19 protein-coding genes are annotated in these 25,746 nt (G+C 31.6%); 12 read left to right on the forward strand and 7 right to left on the reverse strand.

What is annotated here, in order from left to right; all coding sequences use genetic code 11:
• From FH779_RS14755 to FH779_RS14770, 4 genes are all read left to right on the forward strand, one after another.
• Positions 1-693 (forward strand): OB-fold-containig protein, encoded by a 693-nt coding sequence (locus FH779_RS14755; RefSeq protein ID WP_114997780.1) that lies wholly within the window; start codon positions 1-3, stop codon positions 691-693.
• Between the two features lie 99 nt (positions 694-792).
• Positions 793-2,877 (forward strand): flotillin family protein, encoded by a 2,085-nt coding sequence (locus tag FH779_RS14760; protein ID WP_180905238.1) that lies wholly within the window; start codon positions 793-795, stop codon positions 2,875-2,877.
• Positions 2,878-3,158: 281 nt separating this feature from the next.
• Positions 3,159-7,994, forward strand: a complete 4,836-nt coding sequence (locus tag FH779_RS14765; protein ID WP_180905239.1) for a DNA repair ATPase — start codon at positions 3,159-3,161, stop codon at positions 7,992-7,994.
• A 61-nt stretch (positions 7,995-8,055) separates the two neighbouring features.
• On the forward strand, positions 8,056-9,189 hold the full coding sequence (locus FH779_RS14770) for a hypothetical protein (RefSeq protein WP_180905240.1): 1,134 nt from the start codon (positions 8,056-8,058) through the stop codon (positions 9,187-9,189).
• Positions 9,190-9,218: 29 nt separating this feature from the next.
• On the opposite strand, the gene prfH is transcribed toward FH779_RS14770, so the two are convergent.
• The 5 genes from prfH to FH779_RS14795 all read right to left on the reverse strand — a co-directional run bounded on the left by prfH (position 9,219) and on the right by FH779_RS14795 (position 15,420).
• Complete coding sequence (gene prfH / locus FH779_RS14775) at positions 9,219-9,854, reverse strand: peptide chain release factor H (protein WP_180905241.1); 636 nt, start codon at positions 9,852-9,854, stop codon at positions 9,219-9,221.
• A 5-nt stretch (positions 9,855-9,859) separates the two neighbouring features.
• On the reverse strand, positions 9,860-11,251 hold the full coding sequence (locus FH779_RS14780) for an RtcB family protein (protein WP_180905242.1): 1,392 nt from the start codon (positions 11,249-11,251) through the stop codon (positions 9,860-9,862).
• A 2-nt stretch (positions 11,252-11,253) separates the two neighbouring features.
• A complete protein-coding gene (locus tag FH779_RS14785; RefSeq protein WP_180905243.1) occupies positions 11,254-12,015 on the reverse strand; it encodes a hypothetical protein in 762 nt (253 codons plus the stop codon).
• A 357-nt stretch (positions 12,016-12,372) separates the two neighbouring features.
• Positions 12,373-14,853: a beta-mannosidase gene (locus tag FH779_RS14790; RefSeq protein WP_180905244.1), complete on the reverse strand. Its 2,481-nt coding sequence runs from the start codon at positions 14,851-14,853 to the stop codon at positions 12,373-12,375.
• Positions 14,854-15,099: 246 nt separating this feature from the next.
• Positions 15,100-15,420 (reverse strand): DUF4870 domain-containing protein, encoded by a 321-nt coding sequence (locus FH779_RS14795; RefSeq protein WP_180905245.1) that lies wholly within the window; start codon positions 15,418-15,420, stop codon positions 15,100-15,102.
• Between the two features lie 237 nt (positions 15,421-15,657).
• Here FH779_RS14795 and FH779_RS14800 point away from each other — a divergent pair, with 237 nt between their 5' ends.
• The 5 genes from FH779_RS14800 to FH779_RS14820 all read left to right on the forward strand — a co-directional run bounded on the left by FH779_RS14800 (position 15,658) and on the right by FH779_RS14820 (position 20,791).
• Positions 15,658-17,514 carry a helix-turn-helix transcriptional regulator gene (locus tag FH779_RS14800; RefSeq protein ID WP_221414069.1) on the forward strand — a complete coding sequence of 619 codons (1,857 nt, stop codon included), beginning with the start codon at positions 15,658-15,660 and terminating at the stop codon, positions 17,512-17,514.
• Positions 17,515-17,546: 32 nt separating this feature from the next.
• On the forward strand, positions 17,547-17,975 hold the full coding sequence (locus FH779_RS14805; RefSeq protein ID WP_180905246.1) for a hypothetical protein: 429 nt from the start codon (positions 17,547-17,549) through the stop codon (positions 17,973-17,975).
• A 170-nt stretch (positions 17,976-18,145) separates the two neighbouring features.
• Complete coding sequence (gene lepA, locus FH779_RS14810; protein ID WP_038332533.1) at positions 18,146-19,942, forward strand: translation elongation factor 4; 1,797 nt, start codon at positions 18,146-18,148, stop codon at positions 19,940-19,942.
• 94 nt (positions 19,943-20,036) lie between these two features.
• Entirely contained in the window at positions 20,037-20,360 is a 324-nt protein-coding gene (locus FH779_RS14815) for a monooxygenase (protein ID WP_221408221.1), read from the forward strand.
• 86 nt (positions 20,361-20,446) lie between these two features.
• Positions 20,447-20,791, forward strand: a complete 345-nt coding sequence (locus tag FH779_RS14820) for a DUF4260 domain-containing protein (RefSeq protein ID WP_180905247.1) — start codon at positions 20,447-20,449, stop codon at positions 20,789-20,791.
• On the opposite strand, the gene FH779_RS14825 is transcribed toward FH779_RS14820, so the two are convergent.
• Positions 20,786-21,778, reverse strand: a complete 993-nt coding sequence (locus FH779_RS14825; RefSeq protein WP_180905248.1) for a 2-hydroxyacid dehydrogenase — start codon at positions 21,776-21,778, stop codon at positions 20,786-20,788. The two genes, FH779_RS14820 and FH779_RS14825, sit on opposite strands and share 6 nt — an antisense overlap.
• 173 nt (positions 21,779-21,951) lie before the next feature.
• On the opposite strand from FH779_RS14825, the gene FH779_RS14830 reads away from it, so the two are divergent.
• From FH779_RS14830 to FH779_RS14840, 3 genes are all read left to right on the forward strand, one after another.
• Positions 21,952-23,490 (forward strand): serine hydrolase, encoded by a 1,539-nt coding sequence (locus tag FH779_RS14830; RefSeq protein WP_180905249.1) that lies wholly within the window; start codon positions 21,952-21,954, stop codon positions 23,488-23,490.
• 63 nt (positions 23,491-23,553) lie between these two features.
• Positions 23,554-24,438, forward strand: a complete 885-nt coding sequence (locus FH779_RS14835; RefSeq protein WP_180905250.1) for a DMT family transporter — start codon at positions 23,554-23,556, stop codon at positions 24,436-24,438.
• A 29-nt stretch (positions 24,439-24,467) separates the two neighbouring features.
• The gene (locus FH779_RS14840) at positions 24,468-25,100 is read left to right on the forward strand and encodes a CatA-like O-acetyltransferase (RefSeq protein ID WP_180905251.1); all 633 of its coding nucleotides are present in this window, start codon (positions 24,468-24,470) and stop codon (positions 25,098-25,100) included.
• Between the two features lie 40 nt (positions 25,101-25,140).
• On the opposite strand, the gene FH779_RS14845 is transcribed toward FH779_RS14840, so the two are convergent.
• A complete protein-coding gene (locus tag FH779_RS14845; protein WP_180905252.1) occupies positions 25,141-25,731 on the reverse strand; it encodes a hypothetical protein in 591 nt (196 codons plus the stop codon).
• Between the last annotated feature and the right edge of the window lie 15 nt (positions 25,732-25,746).

Consider the following 25,746-nt stretch of genomic DNA (forward strand, 5'->3'; position numbering starts at 1 on the left):
ATGAGCGAAATTTTAAACCTTCTTTTCAATCCATTGGCCAATGGAATTATGACCATTCTGATGGGATTTTCTCTCGTCTATTGGGTGTTTCAATTGTTGGCTGGTGACGGAATTGACCTTGGAACTGATTCAGATTTTCATATCGGAGACATCAATGATGTTGATGCGCACCACGAAATTGACGCCGATCACGATGCTGATGCTGACGTGCATCACGAGCCAGGTTTTTGGGCAAAATGTTTAGAATTTATCAATGTTGGTAAAGTTCCGTTAATGGTAATTATTACCTTGTTCAAATTTATCAGTTGGGTGATTACCATTATTTCTTCGATTGTTTTTGGATTAAGCAAGTTAGGATTGTATTCTGTTTTAGTTTTAATTCCAGTTTTCATCATCGCTTATTTTATGATGCATTGGATTACAAAACCACTCGTAAGAGTTTATGCAGAATTAGGCTATCACGGAGAAGACGAAACAGATTTTATTGGAAGAGTCGGAAAATCGAAGTCTAAAATCACTGGTGATAAAATAGGTTCTGCTGAATTTCAAATCGAGAAAGATATTATTACGCTTAACATCAAAAGTCAAAATGGCGAAGAAATTAATTTTGGTGACACCATTATTATTACTGACGAATCGCCGTCAAATCATTATTATTTCGTCATCAAACACATTACTTTAAACAATATTTAACCTAATTATGATACTATTATTTCAACTTACTTCGTTTATTATCGAAGATATTTTAACCTTAATTATTAACTAAATCAATCAAAATATAATAAAAATCTCATGACAAATTTTATTCTTTTAGCAGTTGGTGTCATCGTTTTCATCTTTATTGCTTTCATCGTCGTTTTAAGCGTTTTCTATAAAAAAGTTCCGCAAGGAAAAGCCATCGTTCGTACTGGTGTTGGTGGATCGCAAGTAGCTTTCAACAAAGGAATGTATGTAATTCCTGTTTTCCACAAAATGGAAATTATGGACATTTCGATTAAGAAAATTGATATTACTCGTCAACAACACGATGGTTTAATTTGTAAAGACAACATTCGTGCAGATATCAAAGTTGCATTTTTTGTTCGCGTTAATAAATCGGTGAATGATGTAATCAATGTTGCACAAAACTTAGGAACAGAACGAGCATCAGAACCAGAAACATTAAAAAGTATTTTCGAAGCAAAATTCTCAGAAGCTTTAAAAACAGTTGGAAAAAAATTCGATTTTATCGAATTATACGAAGCTCGTCGCGAATTTAGAGATGAAATTTTAAATATCATCGGAACAGACTTGAATGGATATATTTTAGATGACTGTGCGATTGATTATTTAGAACAAACTGAATTACAATTCTTGAGCCCTGATAATATTTTAGATTCGGAAGGTATTAAAAAAATCACGGAATTAACGGCTCAACAAAATATGAACGCCAACTTAATTCGTCGTGAAGAAGAAAAAGTAATCAAAAAACAAAACGTTGAAGCGCGCGAAGCAATCTTAGAATTAGAGCGACAATTAGCCGAAAAAGAAGAGCGTCAACGCAGAGAAATCGAAAATATAAAAGCGCGCGAAGAGGCAGAAATTGCAAAAGTTCGCGAAGAAGAACGTCTAAAAGCTGAATCTGTTCGTATTACAACAGAAGAGCAATTGGCGGTACAAGAAGAAAATAAATTGCGTCAAATTATTATCGCAGAAAAAAATAAAGTTCGTACTGATGCAATCGAAACGGAACGCGTTGAAAAAGATCGTGCATTAGAGCAAACAGAACGTGAGCGAATTGTGACTTTAGCTCAGATTGATAAAGAAAGGTCTATCGAAGTTGAGAAGAAAAATATTCAAGGCGTTATCAAAGAACGCGTTCTTTTAGAAAAAGGCGTGATTGAAGAGCAACAAGGTGTGAAAGATGTTGAAGTTTACCGTGAAGTTGAGCGTCAGAAACAAGCCGGAATTATTGCTGCATCGCAAGAAGCGGAAGAGCGTTTAATCGAAACTGTAAAAGCTGCGGAAGCGGCAAAAATTGCGGCAGAGCAAGAAGCTGCTCGTCAAGTTATCGAAGCAGATGCACAAAAACAAGTTGCAGAACGCAAAGCGCAAGAGTTATTAATTGATGCGGAAGCTAAAAAAGAAGCTTCTGCAAAAGAAGCTGAAGCTCGTAAAATAATTGCTGAAGCACAAGCAAAAGAAGAAGCTGCAATTGGTCTATCTGAAGCAGAAGTAATGGTTGCAAAAGCAGAAGCAGAAGAAAAACAAGGAACTGTAGAAGCATCTGTTATCGAGAAAAAAGCAGAAGCGTTACGTAAAGAAGGCTTAGCACAAGCAGAAGTTGTTCGTGAAAAAGCGTTGGCAGAAGCGAAAGGAATCGAGGAAAAAGCAGAAGCAATGAAGAAATTGGACGGTGTTGGAAAAGAGCACGAAGAGTTCAAACTTCAATTACAAAAAGAAAAAGATATCGAATTGGCTCAAATAAACATTCAAAAAGATATTGCTGGAGCGCAAGCTGAGGTGTTATCAACTGCATTAAAATCTGCAAAAATTGATATTGTTGGTGGAGAAACGATGTTCTTCGAAAATATTGTCAAACAAGTTTCGAATGCAAAAGGTTTCGATCATTTAATCGACAATTCTAAACATGCAACAGATATCAAAAATGCGTTGATTGACGAAGATGGTGGAAGCGATTTAGCTGGAAAAGTGAGAAGTCTTGCCGATAAATATGGTATTTCGTCAAACGACATCAAAAACTTAACAATTACTGCTGCATTAATTAAATTGCAGCAAGCTGCTTCGGCTTCTGGAAACAACGAAGACACAGGATTTATCAATTCTCTTTTCGGAATTGCGAATCAATTAGGTGTTTCAAATAAAAAAATAGGTTAATACAACCTATTGTACATTTTGAATTAAAATTCGTCAATTCGAGTGATTTTTAGAAATGAAATGAATAAAAATTGTATCGAGAATTAAGTCGAATTTTATCTTCCAAAACCTTATTCTCGATACAAAATTCTAAAAGAATTTCACTCGAATTGACGGTTTTATTGATAAAATCATCAAAATGTACAATGGTTTAATTTATTAAACAACAATAGAGTGATTGAAATTTTACCGTTTCAATCGCTCTTATCAACACGTTTAATCACCTTTTAGATTTTAATTTAATGCAAGAAGAAAAAAATATTAACGTTACCGAAACGCTTGATGCAGGCGCGTACGAAATCATCCGAAAAAGACTTCTTACACAAAAAGATTTTCTTTCGGAAAGATTAACGAAATTGAACGAAGCTCGTAAAGAGGTGTTCAATTCTACCAATTTTGCATTAAGCGCAAACCAAAGAATTACGACAGAAAACACTTGTATTTCACGTGGAATTATCGCGTTCGATAAATTATGTATTTTTGGGTACAACGTCCATTTCGGTTTACGCACAGACATTCAGTTGAGCGATGTTTTTAGTATTTATCTGTTTCAAGAAAATCAATTTATACCTCAACCTCTCGACTTAATTAACGATCAGAATTTCTTTACAGATTTTCAGAATTTATATAAATATTACCGCGATTCTATCTTTTCTAAATTTCGTAGAACAGATAATTATTTATACATGGTTTTCCAAACCAGCAAAAGCGCACAAGATTTAAAAGCGTTTAAATGGTTAATCAAAGACGGAAAATTAATTTATCAAGATGATCGCAGCATTCACGAAGTAAAAAAAGCAGATCAATTTGATTTCGAATGGCAAAAAACGTCAATTGATGATCGTCGATTAGGTAAATTTCCACACATTTCTATTTTAGATAAAATTTTTATCGAAGCGATTGGTGGCGATATTACGTTCAAAATTGAGGATAATACGGATACAGGAAAAGGAATTTTCACTGAAAAAGTTACGCATTTAGATCAACAATTAGACGATGCCGAATATTATTACGCCGATTTAGGAAATCTGATTGCGGTTAAAATCAAACCTTTTCAAGAAGATTTCAGAGCGTATATTTACAATGTTCGCACCAAGGAAGTCATCAATATTCCTGCTCTTTTGGATGCAGCAGTTTTGTTGCCAGACAATCAAGGTTTGATTTTTTCGAATGGCTATTATTTACAAAACGGAACCTATCATATATTCGAAAATAAGTTAGATAATTTTCAATTTTTCCGTCGTGTAAATTCTCCAAACGGAGAAGATTTTATGTATATTTTCAATCAAGATGAAACCAATACATACATTCTTTTATCGTACAATATCATTCAACAAAATGTCGAAACGCCTATTGTTTGCAATGGTTTTACTATTTTTAAAGACGGAAGTTTAATCTATTTCCGCACAGAAGAAGAAGCAACGCGACATCATCAAGTTCAGATTTGGGAAACGCCTTATGTCGAGCGTTTGGTGGAAAATCAAGAAAAAACAAATCATCCATTATACAAAATTGGAAACAAAGACATTGTAAAAGCAATGGCTGAATCTCAAGAAGTTATCCAATTAATTAACAAAGAAGATTCGTACGAAGGTTTGTATGAGGACATTGTAAAAAAAGCGAATAATATTGTTGATGGATATTTTTGGATCAATGACAAAGATACCTTTGAGCTAGCTATTCCTTTGCTAGAAATCAAAACGGTTGCCAATACAGCGATTGATGAATTTGCAAAAGTCCAAGTTCAGAAAAAATTTGCGCAAGAAACGTTAGAAAAAACGGAAAAATCGATTGAAGAAATCGTTTTCAAAGTAAATAGTACAACGTATAATCAATTGGATTTATTGGTTGAACATTTGGCTGAAGCGCGTAAAATTCAAGGAAAAGTGATTGATTTACGTTCGATTCGTTATATCAATTTAGAACGTGTTCAGGAATTAGAAAATCAATTGCAAGAAGTCAACGAAAATTTATCAACCAAAACAATTGAGTTTCTTTTATTGGATGAAGCGCTGATTCCGTATGAAGAAAAAGTTGCGGAACAGAAAAATTTAGTGGCTTCGATTGAGAAAGTTGTTGACGCTAAAGTAATCGAAGAATCTTGTCTTAAAATTGCTTCCGAATTAGAGTTATTGATTGACATTCTGAACAGTTTAAAAATTGAAGACGCCACGCAAACAACAAAAATTATTGAGAAAATTTCTGTCATTTTTGCTTCGCTTAACGAAGTTCGTGCGCAATTAACACGTCAAACTTCTGCCTTAAAAAGCAAGGAAGCGGTTGCCGAATTTTCTGCTCAAATTACGTTGTTGGAACAAAGTGTGGTCAACTTTTTAGAGTTATCAACAACTGCCGAAAAAACGGAAGAATACAATACAAAAATCATTGTTCAGCTCGAAGAATTAGAAAGTAAATTCTCTGATTTTGATGATTTCGCTTTAAAAATTGCAGATAAACGCGACGAAATTATCAAAGCGTTCAATTCGAAGCGCGAACAATTGGTTGAACAAACCAACAAACGCACCAATTCTTTAGAGCAAATTGGTTTGCGAGTCTTGAAAAATATCGAAAATAAATCCAAAACTTTTTTAGAAAAAGAAGAAATTTTAGCGTTTTATTCTTCGGATTTGATGATTGATAAAATGCGTCAAATCATTCAAGAATTAAAGGATTTGAAAGATGTTTCGAAAGCCGAAAATCTTGAAAATCTCTTGAAAAAATCTCAAGAAGATACGCTTCGTGTTTTACGTGATAAAACTGAACTTTTTGTTGATGGACAAAATATTATTGCGCTCGGACAAAATAAATTTACGGTCAATACGCAGCAATTAGCGCTGACTTTGCTGAATCGTAACAACGAATTATTTTATCATTTAACAGGAACAAGTTTCTATCAAAAAGTTAAAAACGAAGAAATTTATCGTTACCAAGATATTTGGAATCAAGAATTTGTTTCGGAAAATCAATTGGTTTATCGCGCTGAATATTTGGCTTATCAAGCTTTTTTAGCGAGAAATGAAAAAGATTTCGATGCTGAAAAATTCATCAATCAAATCATTGAACAAAATTATTCGGAAGGTTATATAAAAGGCGTTCACAATTTTGATGCGTTGCGAATTTTCACTGAATTAGTAAATATTAATTCGAAATTGGATGTCTTACAATTTGATGCTCAAACACGCACAACTGCTCAAGTTTTTTGGCATTCATTAGAAAAGAATTTACAAGAAAAATTGAACGCGATGATTAATTCAGCTCAATTAATTTTGAAAAATTTTCCGAATTCAAATCGTTTTGAAAATATTCTAAATGAAATCAAATCGCTTTTTGAAAATTGGGAAACCGAATGGGATAAATCGCAAACATCATCAGAAAAAGTTTCTCACTATTTGTTTACAACTTTCACGAAATATCAAGCTTTTTCGATGAGTAGAGAAGCTGAAAAATTTCAAAAAGAGTTTGTAAATTATTTAGAAAAAAATAAAAATTCGGAAGATTTTAATGCATTGATTACAGATCAACAATTTTCTTCAACCGAAAAATTTTACTTGATCGAAAACTGGATTCATTCTTTTATTGATGAAAACGAAAATTATTCGTCATATAGAAATGTGGTGAATGAAGTGGCGGCAATGCTTTTATTTTCGAAAGATCTATATTATATAAATGATGGAAATTCTGTCATCAAAATTGAAGATTTGAAAGGAAATCATGTGGTAATTGTTGAAGGAATTTATACTCAAAATTATCATGAAATCATTTCGAAATTAGAGCATTTTTCAACTGTTGATGTTCCAAATTTTAAATCATTCCAAAAGCTAAAAGAAGAAATTTCTAAATCGTATGAAAAAGATTTAAAAATCGCAGAATTTGAACCAAAAGTTTTGACATCATTTGTTCGAAATAAATTAATCAACGAAGTTTATTTTCCTTTAATCGGAAATAATTTAGCCAAACAATTGGGAACAGCAGGCGAAAACAAGCGCACCGCACGTATGGGAATGTTGTTGTTAATTTCGCCTCCAGGTTATGGAAAAACGACGTTGATGGAATATTTAGCCAAAACAATGGGCTTGCATTTTGTGAAAGTGAATGGACCTACAATTGGACATAACATTACGTCAATCGATCCAATCGAAGCCAAAACTTCTGGAGAAAGAGAAGAATTGAAAAAGATCAATCTTTCGTTTGAAATGGCGGATAATGTAATGTTGTACTTGGACGATATTCAGCATTTGAGTGCAGAATTTTTGCAGAAATTTATTTCATTAGCCGATGGACAGCGAAAAATTGATGGAATTTTCGAAGGAGAAAGTAAAACCTACGATTTACGTGGAAAACGTTTTTGTATTGTAATGGCTGGAAATCCATATACGGAAAGCGGTTCTAAATTTCAGATTCCAGATATGTTAGCCAATCGTGCCGATGTATATAATTTGGGTGATGTAATTGGTGATACGGAAACTTTGTTCAATTTAAGTTTGATTGAAAATGCGACAGGCGATAATCCTTATTTGGATAAAATTGCTTCAAAAAGTTTAACCGATTTTTACAAGTTAGCAAATTTTGTAACCGAAAATCAAGAACAACTTCCAAATTTGGAAGGCAATTATTTGAAACAAGAAATTGACGATTTTATTGCTGTTTTGAAACATGTGATTAAGATTAGAAATATAGTCGTAAAAGTCAATCAAAATTATATTGCAAGCGCAGCAATGCAAGATGATTACAGAACTGAACCGCCTTTCAAGATGCAAGGTTCGTACAGAAATATGTCAAAATTAGTTTCGAAAATTGTTCCGATGATGAACGAAAAAGAAATTAATGAAACGATTTTGGCGCATTACGAAAGTGAATCTCAAACGTTGACAACAGATGCAGAATCGAATCTTTTGCGCTTAAAAGAAATTGCAGGTTTGATGACTTCCGAGGAAAAAGAACGTTGGGAAACGATAAAAGCAACGTTTGTCAAAAACAATAAACATGGCGGCTTGAATAAAGACGATAAAGTTTTTTCTCAACTGCTCGAATTCAATGAAAATTTGGAAGGAATTATCAAAGCAATCTTGAAAAAGTAATATTAAAACTGCTCAAAATGAGCAGTTTTTTTTACATTTAACCTCAACCAAAACATTTACTATGAAAAAAATAACCTTTCTTTTTGTACTATTTAGTTCAATTTTTTCCTATTCTCAAGACACGATTTTCATTAATCATAGAGGCGATACAATTTCAGGTAAAGACTTAAGTAAATTAGAAAAAAAGCGAACAACAAAAAAAATAGTTCAAAACAATCAACTAAAATCCGTTATCTATTCTAATTTTTTAATTAAAGAAAAACCTCAAGCTTCTTACACTGGGATTTTTCAAAATGGAAAACCTTATGATGGATATTTCATCAATAAGATTATTCTGAACGAAATTCCTTTAGTTGATTTTTACGAAAAAGGCGAACTAAAATATCAGTATTCTTTTGATTTTTTGAAGCAATTAGATAATTATCAATTTTATGAATATGATCAAAAAAGTGTCTACAAAAATGGCAAAATTGTAGACGGTTTTGAGTTTTTCGATAGCGAAGAAGGTTTTTTAATTCGAATTGGATATAAAAATGAAAAGGCAAATTACCTTGAAATGAATCTTTTCGCAATGCACGCTTTTAACCGATTATCATTTGATTATAATGGAAAAGAAATCGTGGTGAAAGATTTTGAGAAGCAAACTTCAATCAAATTAACAGAAAAAAATAATGGCATTTTTGCAGAAGTTTTTGATGAAAACGGAAAATTGATTGTCAATAATCAACAAAAAGAAGTACAAAAAAGTTCACCTAATTCTACTACAATTTTTAAAATAGAAAATAATCAACTGAAAGAAGAGAACATATCTCCAGAGAGTTTAAACCCTTTAATCGAAAAAGTTTATAAAGAAATCAACCCATTAATTGTGTTGATTTATTCTGCTGTTGCATGTAATCGAACGATGAAAATAGATGATTTGTTTAATCAATTTGCAGAAATTTTTAAATCAAATAATATTCAAAAATTATTTTCTCAAGAATCATTTATAGAAGGTCCAAATAAAGTGCTTTCAAGTTTGAGTTATAATAAAAATGGAAATCCTGATTGGGGAATTAAAATTTCTGAAACAGAAAAAAAGTATTTGGTTGAATTTTATAAAGAAGGAAAAGTGACTTTTACTAAAAAAGTAAATTCTATCGACGAAGTTCAAGAAACGATTAATTCTCTTTTAGTAAAACCTGAAGAAGAATAAACAAAGCCGCTCATTGAGCGGCTTTATTATTAATTAAATTTATCTCCTCTGAATATTTTCACAGGATTTCCTCTTGCAATAGACGTTTGATTGTTCCATTTTTCTTGAACCAAGTCCTTCAATTTATTGGTTTCAAATTCTTGTAATTTCAATAACAAACGTGTTGTTGCAATTTTTTTGTTCTGATGTTGCGAACGCGAATCCATCGAAACAACAGAAATTCCACTTGGTTGATGCGTTGCACGAACAGCCGAATTTACTTTGTTTACATTTTGTCCACCATTTCCAGAACTTCGCATTGTTTGGTAAACAATTTCATTTGGATTAATTGAATTTTCTTTCGGAATTTCTAATTCAAAACAACCAATAAACCAGTTTTTTCGTTGATGAAATTTTCGATACGGACTTTTACCAATCCATAAAATTGTTCCAATCCATAAAATTGTTCCAATCCAAGGTATCAAAAATGTGTTTAAATCATTCCCTTCAAGTTCTATAATCACAGATGAAAGTTGATTAAAATCTTTATCAATTTCTCTTTCGATTACGTCAAACTTAATATCGGATTTTGTGCACGCTTCCGAAAACTTTTTAAAAACATTAGTTACCACAAAATTGCATTCTGCAGGTCCTCTACCCGATGTAAGTTGAATAATTTTTTTCATCATCATTATTTATCCATTCGTACAATTTTCGGCGTAAAAGTTCCCAACACTTTCACTAATTCGGTTTGTAAATTCATCACCGTTTTGATGTTTTTATACGCAAATGGCGCTTCATCAACACTTCCTCCTATCAGCTCAATTTCTGCATCTTTCAATTGTGCATTCATAAAGCTTTTGGTAATCGTTGATTTACATTTTGCACGTGACATTTTTCGTCCCGCACCATGCGAAGCCGAATTAATACTCGATTCATTTCCCAATCCTTCGACAATATAACCGTTCGCGGTCATCGAACCTGGGATAATTCCTAAAACTCCTTCTCCAGCTGGCGTTGCACCTTTGCGATGAACAATTCGTTCCGTTCCATCAACCATTTCCTTCCACGCAAAATTGTGATGATTTTCGATGTTAAAAACGATACGTTTTCCTATAGCTTTCGCAATTCTTCGGTGAATATCGTCGTGACAAGCCTTTGCATAATCTCCTGCCAAATTCATCGCAGCCCAATACTCTTGTCCATCGTGCGTACCCAAATCCAACCAAGCCAAATGCTGAACTTGTTTCGGAAGCGGACATTGTTTCGCCGCCAAATATGTGTAATATTTTGCAATATTTGCACCCAAACCACGCGAACCACTATGCGATAAAACAGCCAAATATTCACCTGGAATCAAGTTCCATTCTGGTTTTACCTCGTCTAATTTTACAATCCCAAACTCAACAAAATGATTCCCTCCGCCCGAAGTTCCCAATTGTTGATAAGCTTTTGTTTTCAAACTTTTCAAGATTGGAATTTCATCAAAAATAGAACGTTCAAAAATTTCGTGATCAGCTTTTAATTTATGCGTTTCATACATTCCGAATTTGGTATGATCTTGCAAAATCTGAATCAATTGATGCGATTTTCCTTTCAAAAAACTGGCTGGTAAATCGTAAACCGAAAGACTCATTCTACAACCAATATCCACACCAACTCCATACGGAATCACCGCATTATCCGTCGCCAAAACGCCACCAATCGGCAATCCATAACCTGAATGTGCATCTGGCATCAAAGCGCCTTTTACCGAAATCGGCAATTTCAACGCGTCATACAATTGAAATTTTGCTTGTTCATCAATTTCATTTTCACCAAAAATCGAAAAAGGCGAACGCGTCGTTTTCAATTCTTGTAATCTAACCTCAACTGGTTTTATCAATCCTTCCGCAACTTTTCCCCAAATTCCGTGACCAATGTACTTTTCTGGTTCGAGTAAAACTTCTTTTGCTTCGTTGAGAATCGTTTGTTTCTTTTCTTTTTTTCTGTATCGATGAATTTGCCCAATTGCAATATTGATCGAATTATTTTTTGGAAAGCCTAATTTTATGAAGTCCTTTCCAGAGATTTTATTTCCCATGATTAATGTCTTTTAGATAGCTGATGTTCTTGTTCTATCAGCATTTCAGCGATTTCTGTCGCCGAATTTTTGTTGTTAAAAAATTTCCTTTTGGTAAAAGGGTTTTTAAATTTTGATTTTCGTTCATACGAATAACCCCCTCCAACTATTTTTTTCAAGAGGATTCCTTGATTTTTATACTTATCAAAAAAGTGATCGATTTGTGCTTCTTCGCGCTTCAAATCAATATCAAGTGGTTTGTAATGCGTAATCATGTTTGGTTTGATGATTAATCGAAAACGCCACGGTTGTAGAAATTCATAAATTCCTTTGAAACGTTTTGTTTTTGGATCATACACCTGAATACACGCAAAATATCGACGTTCTTCATCATTCAAAATTGAATGCGAACCTGAATATTCGTAAGGTTGTAATTGTTTCAATTCTTGAATTCTCGGAACATAAATTCGTTTTCCGTTTCGTTTTCGTTTTTTTACAAACTTTCGTGTTTCTGCATATTGAGAGGTATTAATTTTCTTCAGAATTTGAGTAAAAAACTTAATGTCATTTTCCTTTTTAATATCTTCTCTCAATACAAAATAACGTTCGAAACCTTTTTGATACGGCTCTTTTAAAGGAACAAGCGGAATAGCTTTTTGCTCTTTAAAGATTTCTTTTCGACGTTTATATTTATCTCTTACATTTTTTTCTTTTGCTGTTTTTACACTTCTTTTCCTTGCTCTTTTTGTTCGCAAACGAGTAGAAAAGAAAATTGAATCTTCCATAACATGGATTATTTGATTGCAAATAATTGTTTTGAAATAATTAGCGCTAATTATTTCTTCTTCGGAAGTTTTTAGAAGTTATTCTGAATCTAGAATAGAATAATAAAAGAAAAAGCCCGAAGAATCCTCCGGGCTTTTGATATAATAAGTAAATTATTTACGATTTATAAGCACGAAGAATGCTCATTGCAAAATCTGTTGCAATAGCTGAAAACTGATATGTCGTTTCTTTGAACATTTTATTTCTTCGTTATTAAATTGTTATACGTTATGATTTTTATCAGTGCAAATTTAAGTCAATAAAATTCACATTTCCAAATCGTTTGTGAAATTTCACTAAAAATAGGGATAAAAATATTATTGATTTTCAGCATTCATAGTGTCATACAACGAATAAATTTTTAGATTTTGAATTGATTTTTCTCCTGTTATAATACGAGTTTCATTTGGTATTAAATCAAAAAAATTATCATCAAATTGATTGTTTTCGTCCAATAAATAAACATCTTTTGCCAAAACATTTGTCGAAATTTCGAATTGATTATGATTAATCTTTTTAATTTTAATTGTTGGTTTTGTTAAAGCTAAATCTTTCGGTTTTTCGAAGAAATAATTTCTCGAATATTTTTCTCCATTTGATTCAAATTCAATTCGAATAAAAGCTTTAATTGAAGAAGTTCCTTTTAAAATTTCATTAGTTAATTCCGATATTTTAGTAGAAGAATTAGACGAAATCGTTACATCTTTATCATTAGTCCAATGTTGGTTTCCATTAAAATCAATTACAGAAAACTTTGCTTTTCCTTTCAAATCTTTCAATAAATCATTTACGATATAAATTTTGTACACTTTTTCTTCTTTCTCAACTGAAATCAATACTTTTTCGAAACTTCTTTTCACTTGATAATGTAATGCTTTCCAATTTCCTAATTTATCCAAAGACGCCCACGAAGTCACAGGCCAAACGTCATTCAATTGCCAATATAAACTTCCCATATTGTACGGTTTTGCGCGTCGATGTGCCTCAATCGCAATCTGAATTCCGCGCGCTTGCAACAATTGCGAAACGTAGTTATACTGCACAAAATCGGTCGGAACAATATAATCGCGTTGCATATATTCGTTGATTGTTTCCCAACCTTTTGGATGTTTTTGATGCGCTAAAATTGTTGTAGAATTCCTACTCAATGTGTCTTGTTCAGAAAACATAGATATTACGGTTTCTAATGTTGGCATTCCTTGAAAACCATATTCAGAAGCGAATCGTGGAACTTTTTTCTCATACATTTCAAATGGTTCCATTCCCCACCAAACGCCCCAATAATGTGAATCTCCTTGTGTTAAACTTTCTTTTTTTCCCCAACCAATCGAAGGTGAAGACGGCCAATAACGGTTCTCTGATTTTGGTAAAATAGAATCCAAAACATTCGGAATAATATGATGAAAAGTCGTTTGATAATCGTTCCAAATACTCAACGAATCTTGTTTCGACCAGCCCATTTGTTTCTGATATCCCCAATTGTGCCACGCCTCATCAATTTCATTATTTCCACACCAAAGCGCGATAGAAGTATGATTTTTTAGTCGATTCACTTGATCAATTGTTTCTTGTTTTACATTGTTAAGAAAATCTTGATCACCAGGATAAAAAGCACAAGCGTACATAAAATCTTGCCAAACCAATAAACCTTTTTCGTCGCATAATTCATAAAAATAATCATCCTCATAAATTCCTCCGCCCCAAATACGAATCATATTCATATTAGCTTCAACCGAACTATTTATCAGCTTTTCGTAATCATTTTTTGAAACTCGTGAAACAAAATTATCTTGCGGAATATAATTTGCACCTTTCATATAGGTCGGAATTCCATTTATTTTAAAATAAAAACTCGATTCAGCTTTATCTTTTTCTTGAACCAATTCTATCGTACGTAAACCAAATTTCAAATGCTTAGAAACCTGTTCATTTCCTTGTTTAATTTTAAACTGATAATCGTACAAATACTGTTCGCCCATTCCATTTGGCCACCATAATTTTGGATTTTGAATTATTTCATCAATCGAAAAATGATTAATTCCTTTGATTAATTTTTGAGTAATTTTTTTCTGATTAAAAATAATTTCTATAGCTGTGCTTTGCTCTGATTGAATGATGAATTTAAAATTCACTTTCGCTTGTTTTTTTTCTAATTTGACAATTTCATGAGACAACTCATTTAGCTTAAAATTACTCCAAGAAATAAGTTCAATTGGTTTATAAACTCCAGCTGTCACCAATCTTGGTCCCCAATCCCAACCATACTGATATTGCGCTTTTCGAGTAAAAACACGCTCGCCTTCTGGTAATTTATATGGAAGTAAATTTGCTAAACGTTTTCCTTCATTTGACGACGATTTGAATTGTATTTCGAGTAGATTATTTTTATCTTTCAAAAAATCTTTGACCGAAACTTCCCAAATTCGAAACATATTATTCGCATCCAGGATCAAATTTCCGTTCAGAAAAACTTTTGCATAGGTATCCAATCCATTAAATTTTAACTGAATATTTTGTGCTTTTCGTTCAGCATCAGTCAAATCAAAAGAAGTTTTGTAGTTCCAATCTTCGTTTTCTACCCATTGCACTTTTACATCATTAACGTCTTTGTAAGGATTTGGAATGATATTATTTAACATCAAATCAGTATGAACAGAGCCAGGAACCTCAGCTTTCAACCATTTTGAATCTCCTTTTTGTTGAAAAGTCCAATTTTCTGAATTCAAATTTCGAGTCGTTTGAGCAGAAAGTTGAATAAATGTAAAAAAAGTAATAACAAAAAATAGTAATCTCCTCATTTTATGCTGATTTTCATAAAGATAAAAATAGCTTAATAATTCATAAAAAAACAAAAGAGATTGTTTTTAATAATCTCTTTTGTTGAATACATAATATAAACTTCGTTAATTATGGGAATAACGAATATGCTAAACTTAGGTTGATCCGGTTATATTTTAATTTTTCAAAGAATAGGGATTCAGAAAAAGATTCTTAAAATCCCTAAACTATTTATAAAAAATAACCTTTTAAAATAATTTGATGTTCTACCCAATAAATGCAAATTTATCTTCGAATATAGAACCTATGATTGGTAAAGGTTTTTTAACACCATTTGCAGCATTGATAATCCCGATTATCATTAAAATTAAAGAAGCAAATCCTAAAATTCCGATAAAAGGAATATTAACTGCATACATAATAATGTTCAAAAGTATTCCCCAAATAAATGAGAAAATTACTAATCCTAAAGCTTGTTTCAAATGAAATTTTAATAAATCATCTGCTTTATCTTTTCCTATAACGAAAGCTATAATCCAGCCAATAATAGTAATGTACGATACGATTGATAATGTTTTGTTATCCATAGTTATAATTTTGTTGGTTATGTTTTGATTTATTTTCTGATACAAATTTGTTCGAAATCAAAATCAAAAAAAAGTTTAGACTTACTACTTTATTACTACAGTCATAAATATCAATGACTACAGATTAACTACAGATTTAAACAACAGTCTAATTGTCAATATTATACATTTTTATAATTCAGGAAATTTTATAGAAGAATTCTTTTATTTCAAACAAAATTTCCCGATTTTTGAAATATGAAAACTCTACCCACCTACCTATATACTATTTTTTTCGTCTTTTATTCTACGATTTTATTTGCTCAGAATAAATACACTGATAGTTTAAAATCAGAATTAAAAAAATCGACTATTTCTGTAAAATCTAAATTTGATTTACTAAATAAATTAGCAGAATTCAGTAGAACTTCCGATCAATATAAGCAAGCTGACTACTATATAAATGAGCAAATAAAACTAAGTAAAAAAGAAAATAATCAGCTCGAATTAGTGAAAGCTTATGTGCAAAGAGGTGTTTCGTACGAAAATCGACAATTGTTTGAGAATGTGCAGAAATCATTGGATACAATTCAAAATATCACCAAAGATTCAAATGAATTTCTCCCAAAAGCTTATCTAAAATATCTATTAGCCTATCATTATATAAATCTTGGAGAATTTGAGAAAAGTCAAAAAATGGTTTTACAATTTATTGCTCAACTCGAAAAAACGCCTGATGAATATATTCTAAAATCTAAAGCAAATTATCTCCTATATGCGGTTCATGCGACTTGGAATGATGCGAAAAATTCTATTCTATATGCTGAAAAATCGTTGAAATTTGCCGAATTATCATCCGACAAAAATCTTCTTGTCCCTGCTTATGCAAATCTTGGTGTGGCACAATCGTTAAAATATATGGAATCTAAAAATTCTAAGGATTTAGATGAGTTAATAAAAACTAGTAAAAAGGCGGTGCAGATTAGTGAACAATATCAAAATCAAGTTACAAACTACAACTATGCTATTGCTTTACTAAATTTAGCTGATTATCAACGTAATTATACCAAATTAACGGTTAATGATAAAAATGAAATCAAGCAAAATAGTTTCAAAATTATAGAATTATGTAAAACGATTCCGAATTCACAAGAAATTTCTGCTGGCGCATTGGGATTATTGAGTGGTTTGGCAAAAGATGAAAATCAGATAGAACTTGCCGAAAAATATTTGCTAGAAGCTAATATTATTTTGCACACACAAAAAATCAAGAATTTTTATGCGCTTGTTGCAAATTCAACTGAATTAGCCAATTTGTATCAACAAAAAGGAGAATTTCAAAAAGCGTTTGAATTTCAGAAAAAAGCAACTGATTATTCAACAGATTTATACAATCAAGATCAAGCAGAAACTTCAAAAAAATTGGAAGCTCAATTTCAATCAGAACGAAAAGAAGAAGAATTAACCAATTTGGAAGCAAAAAACAAAAGTCTGCAAAAAGAAAGAATTTTATACATCTGTCTTGCTTTTATAGGAATTATTGGTGCGTTTTTTATGTTTCGTTCTTATCATTTCAAACTGCGTTATTCAGTTGGTCGAGAAAATCAACTTAATTCAGAAAAACAAGAAGCACATCTAAAATTACAATTGCAAGAAGAAGAACAAGCCCGAATTTTGGCGGAACAAGAGTTATTAACATTACAACAGCAGAAATTGCAAGACGAAGTTTTGGCTAGTCAACTACATTTGGAACATAAAAATCAAGTTTTAAAAAATCTGAAAGATAAGATTGGGAATGAATCTTCTATCAATTTAAAACAAGTTATGCGAGAAGAAAATTTATTAGATAATGATTTTGAAAGTGCTAAATTTAGAATTCAAGAATTACATCCAAACTTTTTCAAAACGCTAAACGAACATTCTAAGCAAAAACTAACACCTCTAGATTTGAAATATTGTTCGTATATCTATCTTGGTTTAGACACCAAACAAATTGCAACTATTCTTAATATTGAACCAAAAAGTGTACGAATGACAAAGTATCGTTTGAAGCAAAAATTTGGTCTAGTAAAAGAAGATGAATTGTATACTTTTTTCCATCAGATAATTGCTTAAAACAATTATTGTTTTATTACTTTTATAAAAAAATGAAAAAAAATTTATTATTTATTCTACTTACAACAATTTCAACTTTTTGTTTTGGTCAAGAATCTGTTAAATATCCAATATTTCCAGGTTGTAATAAATATAAAACAAATGAAGAATTGAGCAAATGCTTTTCTGAAAAATTATGGTATGAATTGAATGACCAAACCCAAGATTCTAGTGAGGATTTTTTCAAAGAAAATAAATCTGTACATGAGTTAACTTTATATTTTACAGTTAAAAAAGATGGAAAAGTAACAAATTATAGCTTTTCAAAAGATAGTGACGCATTGATTTCAACAACTTATCTTAAACGAATTTCGAAAGTTTTTAAATACTACGAACAAAAAGGTAAAAAAATAATTCCAGCTTCTGAGAATAATAAATATAAAGATTTTACAATCACGTTTAAGGTTAAATATAAAGGTTAAAACTTATTTACAGAGAGTTTTTCAAAGAAAAATGATGATATTACTTATTTTTAACTCAGCATTTCTCACTTCAACTCTCGTTAATTTATTAAAATATAATTCATAATATTTTTCAAAATACTTGCAGTCTGCACGGAAAAGATTATTTTTGCCTATTCGACAAATAGAATATGAAAAATATCCGTAATTTCTGTATTATCGCCCATATTGACCATGGTAAAAGTACCTTGGCCGATCGTTTATTGCAAGTAACAAACACGATTTCTGATCGCGAGTTACAAAATCAAACTTTAGACGATATGGATTTGGAACGCGAACGCGGAATCACAATTAAATCACACGCCATCCAAATGGAATATGAAAAAGATGGTGAAAAATATATTTTAAATTTAATTGACACTCCTGGTCACGTGGATTTTTCTTACGAGGTTTCTCGTTCGATTGCCGCTTGTGAAGGAGCTTTGTTAATTGTAGATGCTGCGCAAAGTATACAAGCACAAACTATTTCTAACCTTTATTTGGCTTTAGAAAATGATTTGGAAATCATTCCAGTTTTGAACAAAATCGATTTACCTTCTGCAAATCCGGAAGAAGTAACAGACGATATTGTTGATTTGATTGGTTGTGATCCCGAAGACGTTTTGCGTGTAAGTGGAAAAACAGGTGAAGGTGTGTTAGAATTGTTACACACAATTATCGAAAAAGTTCCTGCGCCAGTTGGTGATCCAGATGCACCGTTACAAGCCTTGATTTTTGACTCTGTTTATAATCCTTTCCGAGGAATTGAAGCTTTTTATAAAGTGGTAAATGGAGAAATCAAAAAAGGAGATCAAGTAAAATTCATGGCAACCAACAAAAAATATGGTGCCGATGAAATTGGAACCTTAAAACTGAATCAAGTTGAAAAGAAAGTCATTAAAACTGGTGATGTAGGTTATATTATTTCTGGAATTAAGGAAGCTTCTGAGGTAAAAGTTGGAGATACAATTACATTAGTAGAGAATCCTGCAAGCGAAGCTATTGATGGTTTTGAGGAAGTAAAACCAATGGTTTTCGCAGGTATTTATCCAGTTGACACAGAAGATTACGAAGATTTGCGTGCTTCTATTGAAAAGTTACGTTTGAATGATGCTTCATTAACTTTTGAGGCTGAATCTTCTGCTGCTTTAGGTTTCGGTTTCCGTTGTGGATTCTTAGGAATGTTACACTTAGAAATTATTCAGGAGCGTTTAGAGCGTGAGTTCAACATGACAGTAATTACGACTGTTCCTAACGTTTCGTATGAAGCTTATTTGGAGAAAGATCCAGAAAAAATGATTCCGGTTCATAATCCATCTGAATTACCAGATCCATCAGGATTAAATCGTGTTGAAGAACCATATATTCGTGCAGCAATCATTACAAAATCTGAATTCGTAGGTCCTGTAATGAGTTTATGTATTGAAAAACGTGGTGAATTACAATCTCAAAATTATTTAACTCAACATAGAGTAGAAATGATTTTCAATATGCCTTTGGCTGAAGTTGTTTTTGATTTTTATGATCGATTAAAATCTATTTCAAAAGGATATGCATCGTTTGATTATGCCCCTTCTGGAATGAAAGCTTCGAAATTGGTAAAAGTTGATATCATGATTAATGGTGAAGTTGTGGATGCTTTATCTGCCTTAATTCACGTTGATAATGCTTACAATATTGGAAAAAAAATGTGTGAGAAATTACGCGAATTAATTCCTCGTCAACAGTTTGATATTCCAATTCAGGCAGCGATTGGTGCAAAAATTATTGCGCGTGAAACAATTAAAGCGTTGCGTAAAGACGTTACGGCGAAATGTTACGGTGGTGATATTTCTCGTAAACGTAAATTATTAGAAAAGCAAAAAGCTGGTAAGAAGAAAATGCGTCAAATTGGACGTGTAGAAGTTCCACAATCTGCTTTCTTAGCTGTTTTGAAATTGAATGATTAAAATTTTTATATAATTATATAAGAGCTACTTTTTTAAGTAGCTCTTTTTTTTGAACTCACTGTAACAAATATCACAGATATTTTAAAACAATTTAATGAACTTTGATAAAAAAGTAATAATGATTTTAATTCAAATAAATTTTGATTTTCCTATTCAAATGATGGGAGAAAATTTAACAAAAAATGCTCGTTCATTAGCAGAAAGTATAAATACTGAAAAAGGATTCATCTCAAAAATATGGATCGAAAATTCAGACACTGCAAGAAGTGGAGGTATTTATATATTTGACACTTTAGAAAATGCTCAAAATTATGCTGAAATGCATAGCGAACGAGTAAAACAAATAGGAGCAACAAATATCAATGTTGAATACTTTTCTATAAATGAAACTCTTTCCTCACTAAATAATGGGATATAAATAATTATCAAAGCCACTCACAATAGAGTGGCTTTTTTTGTAACAATTGGTAAAATATTTGTACTAGTAAACTAAATACCAATCGCATGAAAAACTTACTAAAGCTAGAACAACTTGCTGTATTAATTTTTATGATCGTTTTATATGGTCTACTAAAATTATCATGGATGTGGTTTGCAATTCTTTTTCTTGCTCCCGATATTTTTATGTTAGGTTATCTTTTTGGAAATAAGATTGGCGCAATATCCTATAATTTTATTCATAATTATTTTACGACAATTGCATTAATTCTTATTGGTTATTTTTTACATATTGAATGGTGTTTGATGATTGGATTTATATTTTCCGCTCATATTGCGTTCGATCGTTATCTAGGATTTGGTCTCAAAAAATATGATGGTTTCAAGTCCACTCATTTAGGAGATTTATAACATCACAACCTCATCTGTCGAACCTTTTTCCTTAATTTCTGAAATACTTCGCATCGTAATTTCTGAAATTTGTTCCAACGCTTCTTGTGTAAAAAAAGCTTGATGTGCAGTGACCAAAACATTTGGAAAACTCATCAATCGTTGAATCATATCATCCTGAATAATTTCTGCTGATAAATCTTTGAAAAACAATTTTTCTTCTTGCTCATAAACATCAATTCCCAAATAACCAATTTTATGATTTTTCAAGGCTTCAATCGCTTCATGTGTATTGATTAATCCTCCTCTACTCGTATTAATAATCGTTACACCATCTTTCATCATCGCAATCGTTTCTTGATTAATCATGTAATGATTTTCTGGCGTCAACGGACAATGCAACGAAATAATATCTGAGCTTTTAAACAACTTATCCAGCTCAACATATTCCACGCCATTATTCATCAATTCTTGATCTGGATACAAATCATACGCAATAATCTTACATCCAAAACCTTTCGCAATATTGATAAAAGCTTTTCCTATTTTCCCTGTTCCTACAATTCCAATTGTCTTCTGAAAAAGATTGAAACCAAGCAAACCGTTCAATGCAAAATTTTGTTCACGAACACGATTATAAGCTTTATGCGTTTTTCGGTTCAATGTTAACAACATCGCCATTGTATGCTCTGCCACTGCCTCAGGAGAATATGCAGGAACGCGACAAACTTTAATTCCAAATTCTTTCGCAGCTTCCAAATCGACATTGTTAAAACCAGCACATCTCAAAGCTATAATTTTAACGCCTTTTTTTGCTAAAATTTCAATGACTTGGCGATTCACTTTATCATTCACAAACACACAAACTGCCTGCTCATCTTCAATCGCGTTTACGATATGCGGACCTAAATGTGTTTCATAAAAATTAAGTTCAAAACCGTAATTTTTATTTTCAGCCTCAAAAAAAGTTTTGTCATAAGGCTTAGACGAAAAGAAAGCTATTTTCATTAAATTATTTTTAACTAATTTACGTTTTTAATTAATTGTAAATTAGTTTATACTTAATTATTATAAATTTTTAAATCATTCAAAATTAATTCATCTACTATATTTGATATTTTACTAAAAGCTATAAGCTGATGAATAAAAATTTCTAACTTCGTGAAAATTCAAATTCACACATGAAAAATATACTTTTATCAACGATTACATTAGCTTCTTTTACAGCTTTTGGACAAAATATTTCGAATCAAGCCATTGATCAAGTCACAGAAAATGCCATGAAAACTTTTGATGTTCCTGGGATATCTGTTGCGGTTATCAAAGACGGCACAATTCTGCATTCGAAAGGTTATGGAGTAAAATCGCTTAAAGCGGGAGAAAAAGTTCAGTCCAATACAAATTTTGGAATTGCTTCTAACTCAAAAGCTTTTACAGCAGCAGCTTTGGCGATTTTGGTTGATGAAGGAAAAATAAAGTGGGATGATAAAGTGATTACTCACATTCCTGAATTCAAGATGTACAACGATTATGTAACCAAAGAGTTTACAATTCGTGATTTATTAACGCATCGCAGTGGATTAGGTTTGGGAGCAGGTGATTTGATGGTTTGGCCTGATGGACATAATTTCACGCCAAAAGATATTATTTCAAATATTCAATTTTTAAAACCTGTTTCTGATTTTCGTGTCAAATATGATTACGATAATTTATTATACATCATCGCAGGAGTTGTAATTGAAAGAACTTCGGGACAATCTTGGACAGATTTTGTAACAAAAAGATTGTTGGAACCAATTGGAATGACGAATACTGCGGCGAATTGGCACTTGGTAAAAGATAAGAAAAATGCAATTGATCCGCACGTTCCGATTGATGGAAAATTACAAGTGATTGATCGTTATACGAACACCATTTTTGATGCAGCTGCAGGAATCTATTCGAATGTTGATGATATTGCAAAATGGTTGCAATTCAATTTGGATAAAGGAAAGGTTAATGGGAAACAAATTATTTCTGAAAAGCAAATGAATGAAATGATTACGCCACAAACTTTACAACCAAATCGCACAACTCCGCCTTATAATTCATTATTCAAAGCTTATGGTTTGGGATGGCAGTTGCAGGATATGAACGGAAAATTAGAAGTTTCGCATACTGGAGGATTGGAAGGAATTGTAACACAAACGATGTTTTATCCTCAAGAAAAATTAGGAATTGTGATTTTGACTAACCAACAATCAGGTGCAGCTTTCCGTGCAATTTCAAATACGATCAAAGATTTTTACTTAAAAAATCCTTCTACAGATTGGGTAAAAACCTACGATGAGTTGATGAAGAAAAATGTGGAAGAAGCCGATGTCATTACCGATGAAGTTTGGAAAACAGTTGAAGCAAATCAAAAAAATAAAGCCATCAAATTTGATACAAAAAGCGTAATCGGAACGTATAAAGACAATTGGTTTGGTGATGTTGTGATTTATGAAAAGAAAGGAAAAATAATTTTCGAATCGAAACGTTCACCTCAATTAACTGGTGAAATGTCATTTTACAAAGACAATACGTTTGCGGTAAAATGGTACAATCGTTATTTCCATGCAGACGCTTTTGTTTATGCAGAAATGAAAAATGGAAAAATGACAGGTTTCAAAATGAAAGCGATTTCTCCTTTAACAGATTTCAGTTACGATTTCCAAGATTTAGATTTTACGAGAAAATAAATTTTAATAAATACTAATCAAATGCGAAGTTCGAAATTCGAACTTCGTTTTTTTCTATTAAAAATGAAATTCAAAGGTTACGCATATGGGCTAATTTCGTCTATATCTTATGGATTAATTCCATTATTTATCCTACCTATAAAACAGGCAAATTTTTCGATGGATACTACATTATTCTATCGATTCTTTTTTTCTGCATTGATTGTCGGAACATATTTATTCATCAAAAAACAATCATTCAAAATAGATGTGAAACAGATTCCATTTTTAATCATTTTAGGATTATTGTACGGAATCTCAGCGGATGCTTTATTTTTAGGTTATGATTATTTAACTCCTGGAATTGCCTCCACATTATTATTCGTTTATCCGTTGATTGTTGCCATCATAATGGCTGTTTTCTTCAAAGAAAGAATTACAATTTCAACCATTATAGCCATTGTTTTTGTATTGGCTGGCGTCATTTTACTAAGTTTCAAAGAAGGAAAATTCGAGCTAAATCCAATCGGATTAGGAATTGTATTTATCAGTGCTTTGGGTTACGGATTATATATTGTGACAGTCAACAAATCGAAAGTACGAGATATAAAAGGCTTTACATTAAGCTTTTATTCTTTTCTATTTACAACGATTTATTACGCAATAAAAATGATTATTCACAAAGACTCGTTCATTTTACCATCATTAGAATTAACCTTCAACTTTTTTACATTTGCCTTTGTAACGACAGTTATTTCGAGCATCGCTTTGATTTATGCGATTAAAAATATTGGTTCTACAGCCACTTCTATTCTTGGCGCATCAGAACCTGTGGTTGCCGTTGCTGTAAGTGTTATGATATTTGGTGAAGATTTTTCGTTGAGTTTAGCTTTAGGAATTTTTATGATTATTCTAGGCGTGACTCTGAATGTAATTGGTGATGCATATCAACAAAAAAGATTAAAGTAATTGTAAATCCTATTTTTAACTTTGCATCAATGAAACAGAAATTTAATCCTGAAGGTTGGAATCGTATAGAGCATTTTAATATGTTCTCGAAAATGGATAATCCGTATGTCGGAGTTGTTACGGAGGTTGAATGTTCTAAAGCATACAAATTTGCCAAAGCAAATAAATTGTCTTTTTTCGCAGTCTATTTACATTGCTCGATGTTGGCAGAGAATAAGATTAATGAATTTAAATATCGTATAGAAGATGATGAAATTTTTGTGTACGATCATTTAGATTGCGGAACAACAATTGGTAGAAAAGACGGAACTTTTGGTTTTGCATTGATGAATTTTACCGAAGATTTTGATGCATTTAATGCGCAACTTCAAGAGCAAATACAAAGTGTAGAAAATTCGGTTGGTTTGCACATCAAAAATGAAGAAATTACCATTGGTTTGGTTCGTCATTCTACATTTCCATGGTCGAAATTTACGGGATTAGTGCAACCAAGTAATTTTGGAACAGGAGAATCTATTCCGCGAATTATTTTTGGAAAAGCGTATACGCAAAACGATAAAATGTATATGCCTGTTTCGGTTGAGGCGAATCATGGTTTTGTAGATGGTTTTCATTTGGCGAATTATCTGCAAGAATTTGAAAACGAATTAGGTAAATATTAGAAATAGTAAAAACGAATTTCGAGTTTCGAAATTCGTTTTTTTATTTTACATCATTAGGATGAATAAATGGTTCTGGTTCTGGAATTTCCTCATATTGAATAGGAAAATATTTTTTATCTTCTTCTAAAACAAAATCATCCGTATAATTATAAAAATGCTCCAACTCTCTTAATTGATACTTTCCTTCTTCATCTTTATGAAATCGAAAAGCGTAACCTTTTATTTCACAGCAGAATGTTATTTTTTCTTTATCTAAAGGGATATAATTTAAATTTGAGATATCGATATATTCATCTAATACTTCATTTTTATCTAAAAGAATAGTATAATCTGTATTTTGAATAGTAATTGGTAATGTATAATAATTCCCTATTGAACAGTCTTGTCCAGTCGAAGAAATATATAAATAAAATTTTTCTTTTGCGAAAAAGAGAGAGATTGTTCTAATTGGTATATGATTACTTTTTGTAATATCAATAGCTTGTTCAATAACTTCATTTACATTCTCATCTTTAAAAACTGAATCTGCTTTTATTTCATTCTTCTTTTCCCAACCTTTAGCAGATTGATTGCTCGGTTGCTCGCATTGAACAAAAAGAATGAATAAGAATAAAATATATAAATTCTTCATACAAGTGTTTTAATT

This window comes from Empedobacter falsenii, assembly GCF_013488205.1.
Taxonomy (GTDB): Bacteria; Bacteroidota; Bacteroidia; order Flavobacteriales; family Weeksellaceae; genus Empedobacter; species Empedobacter falsenii_C.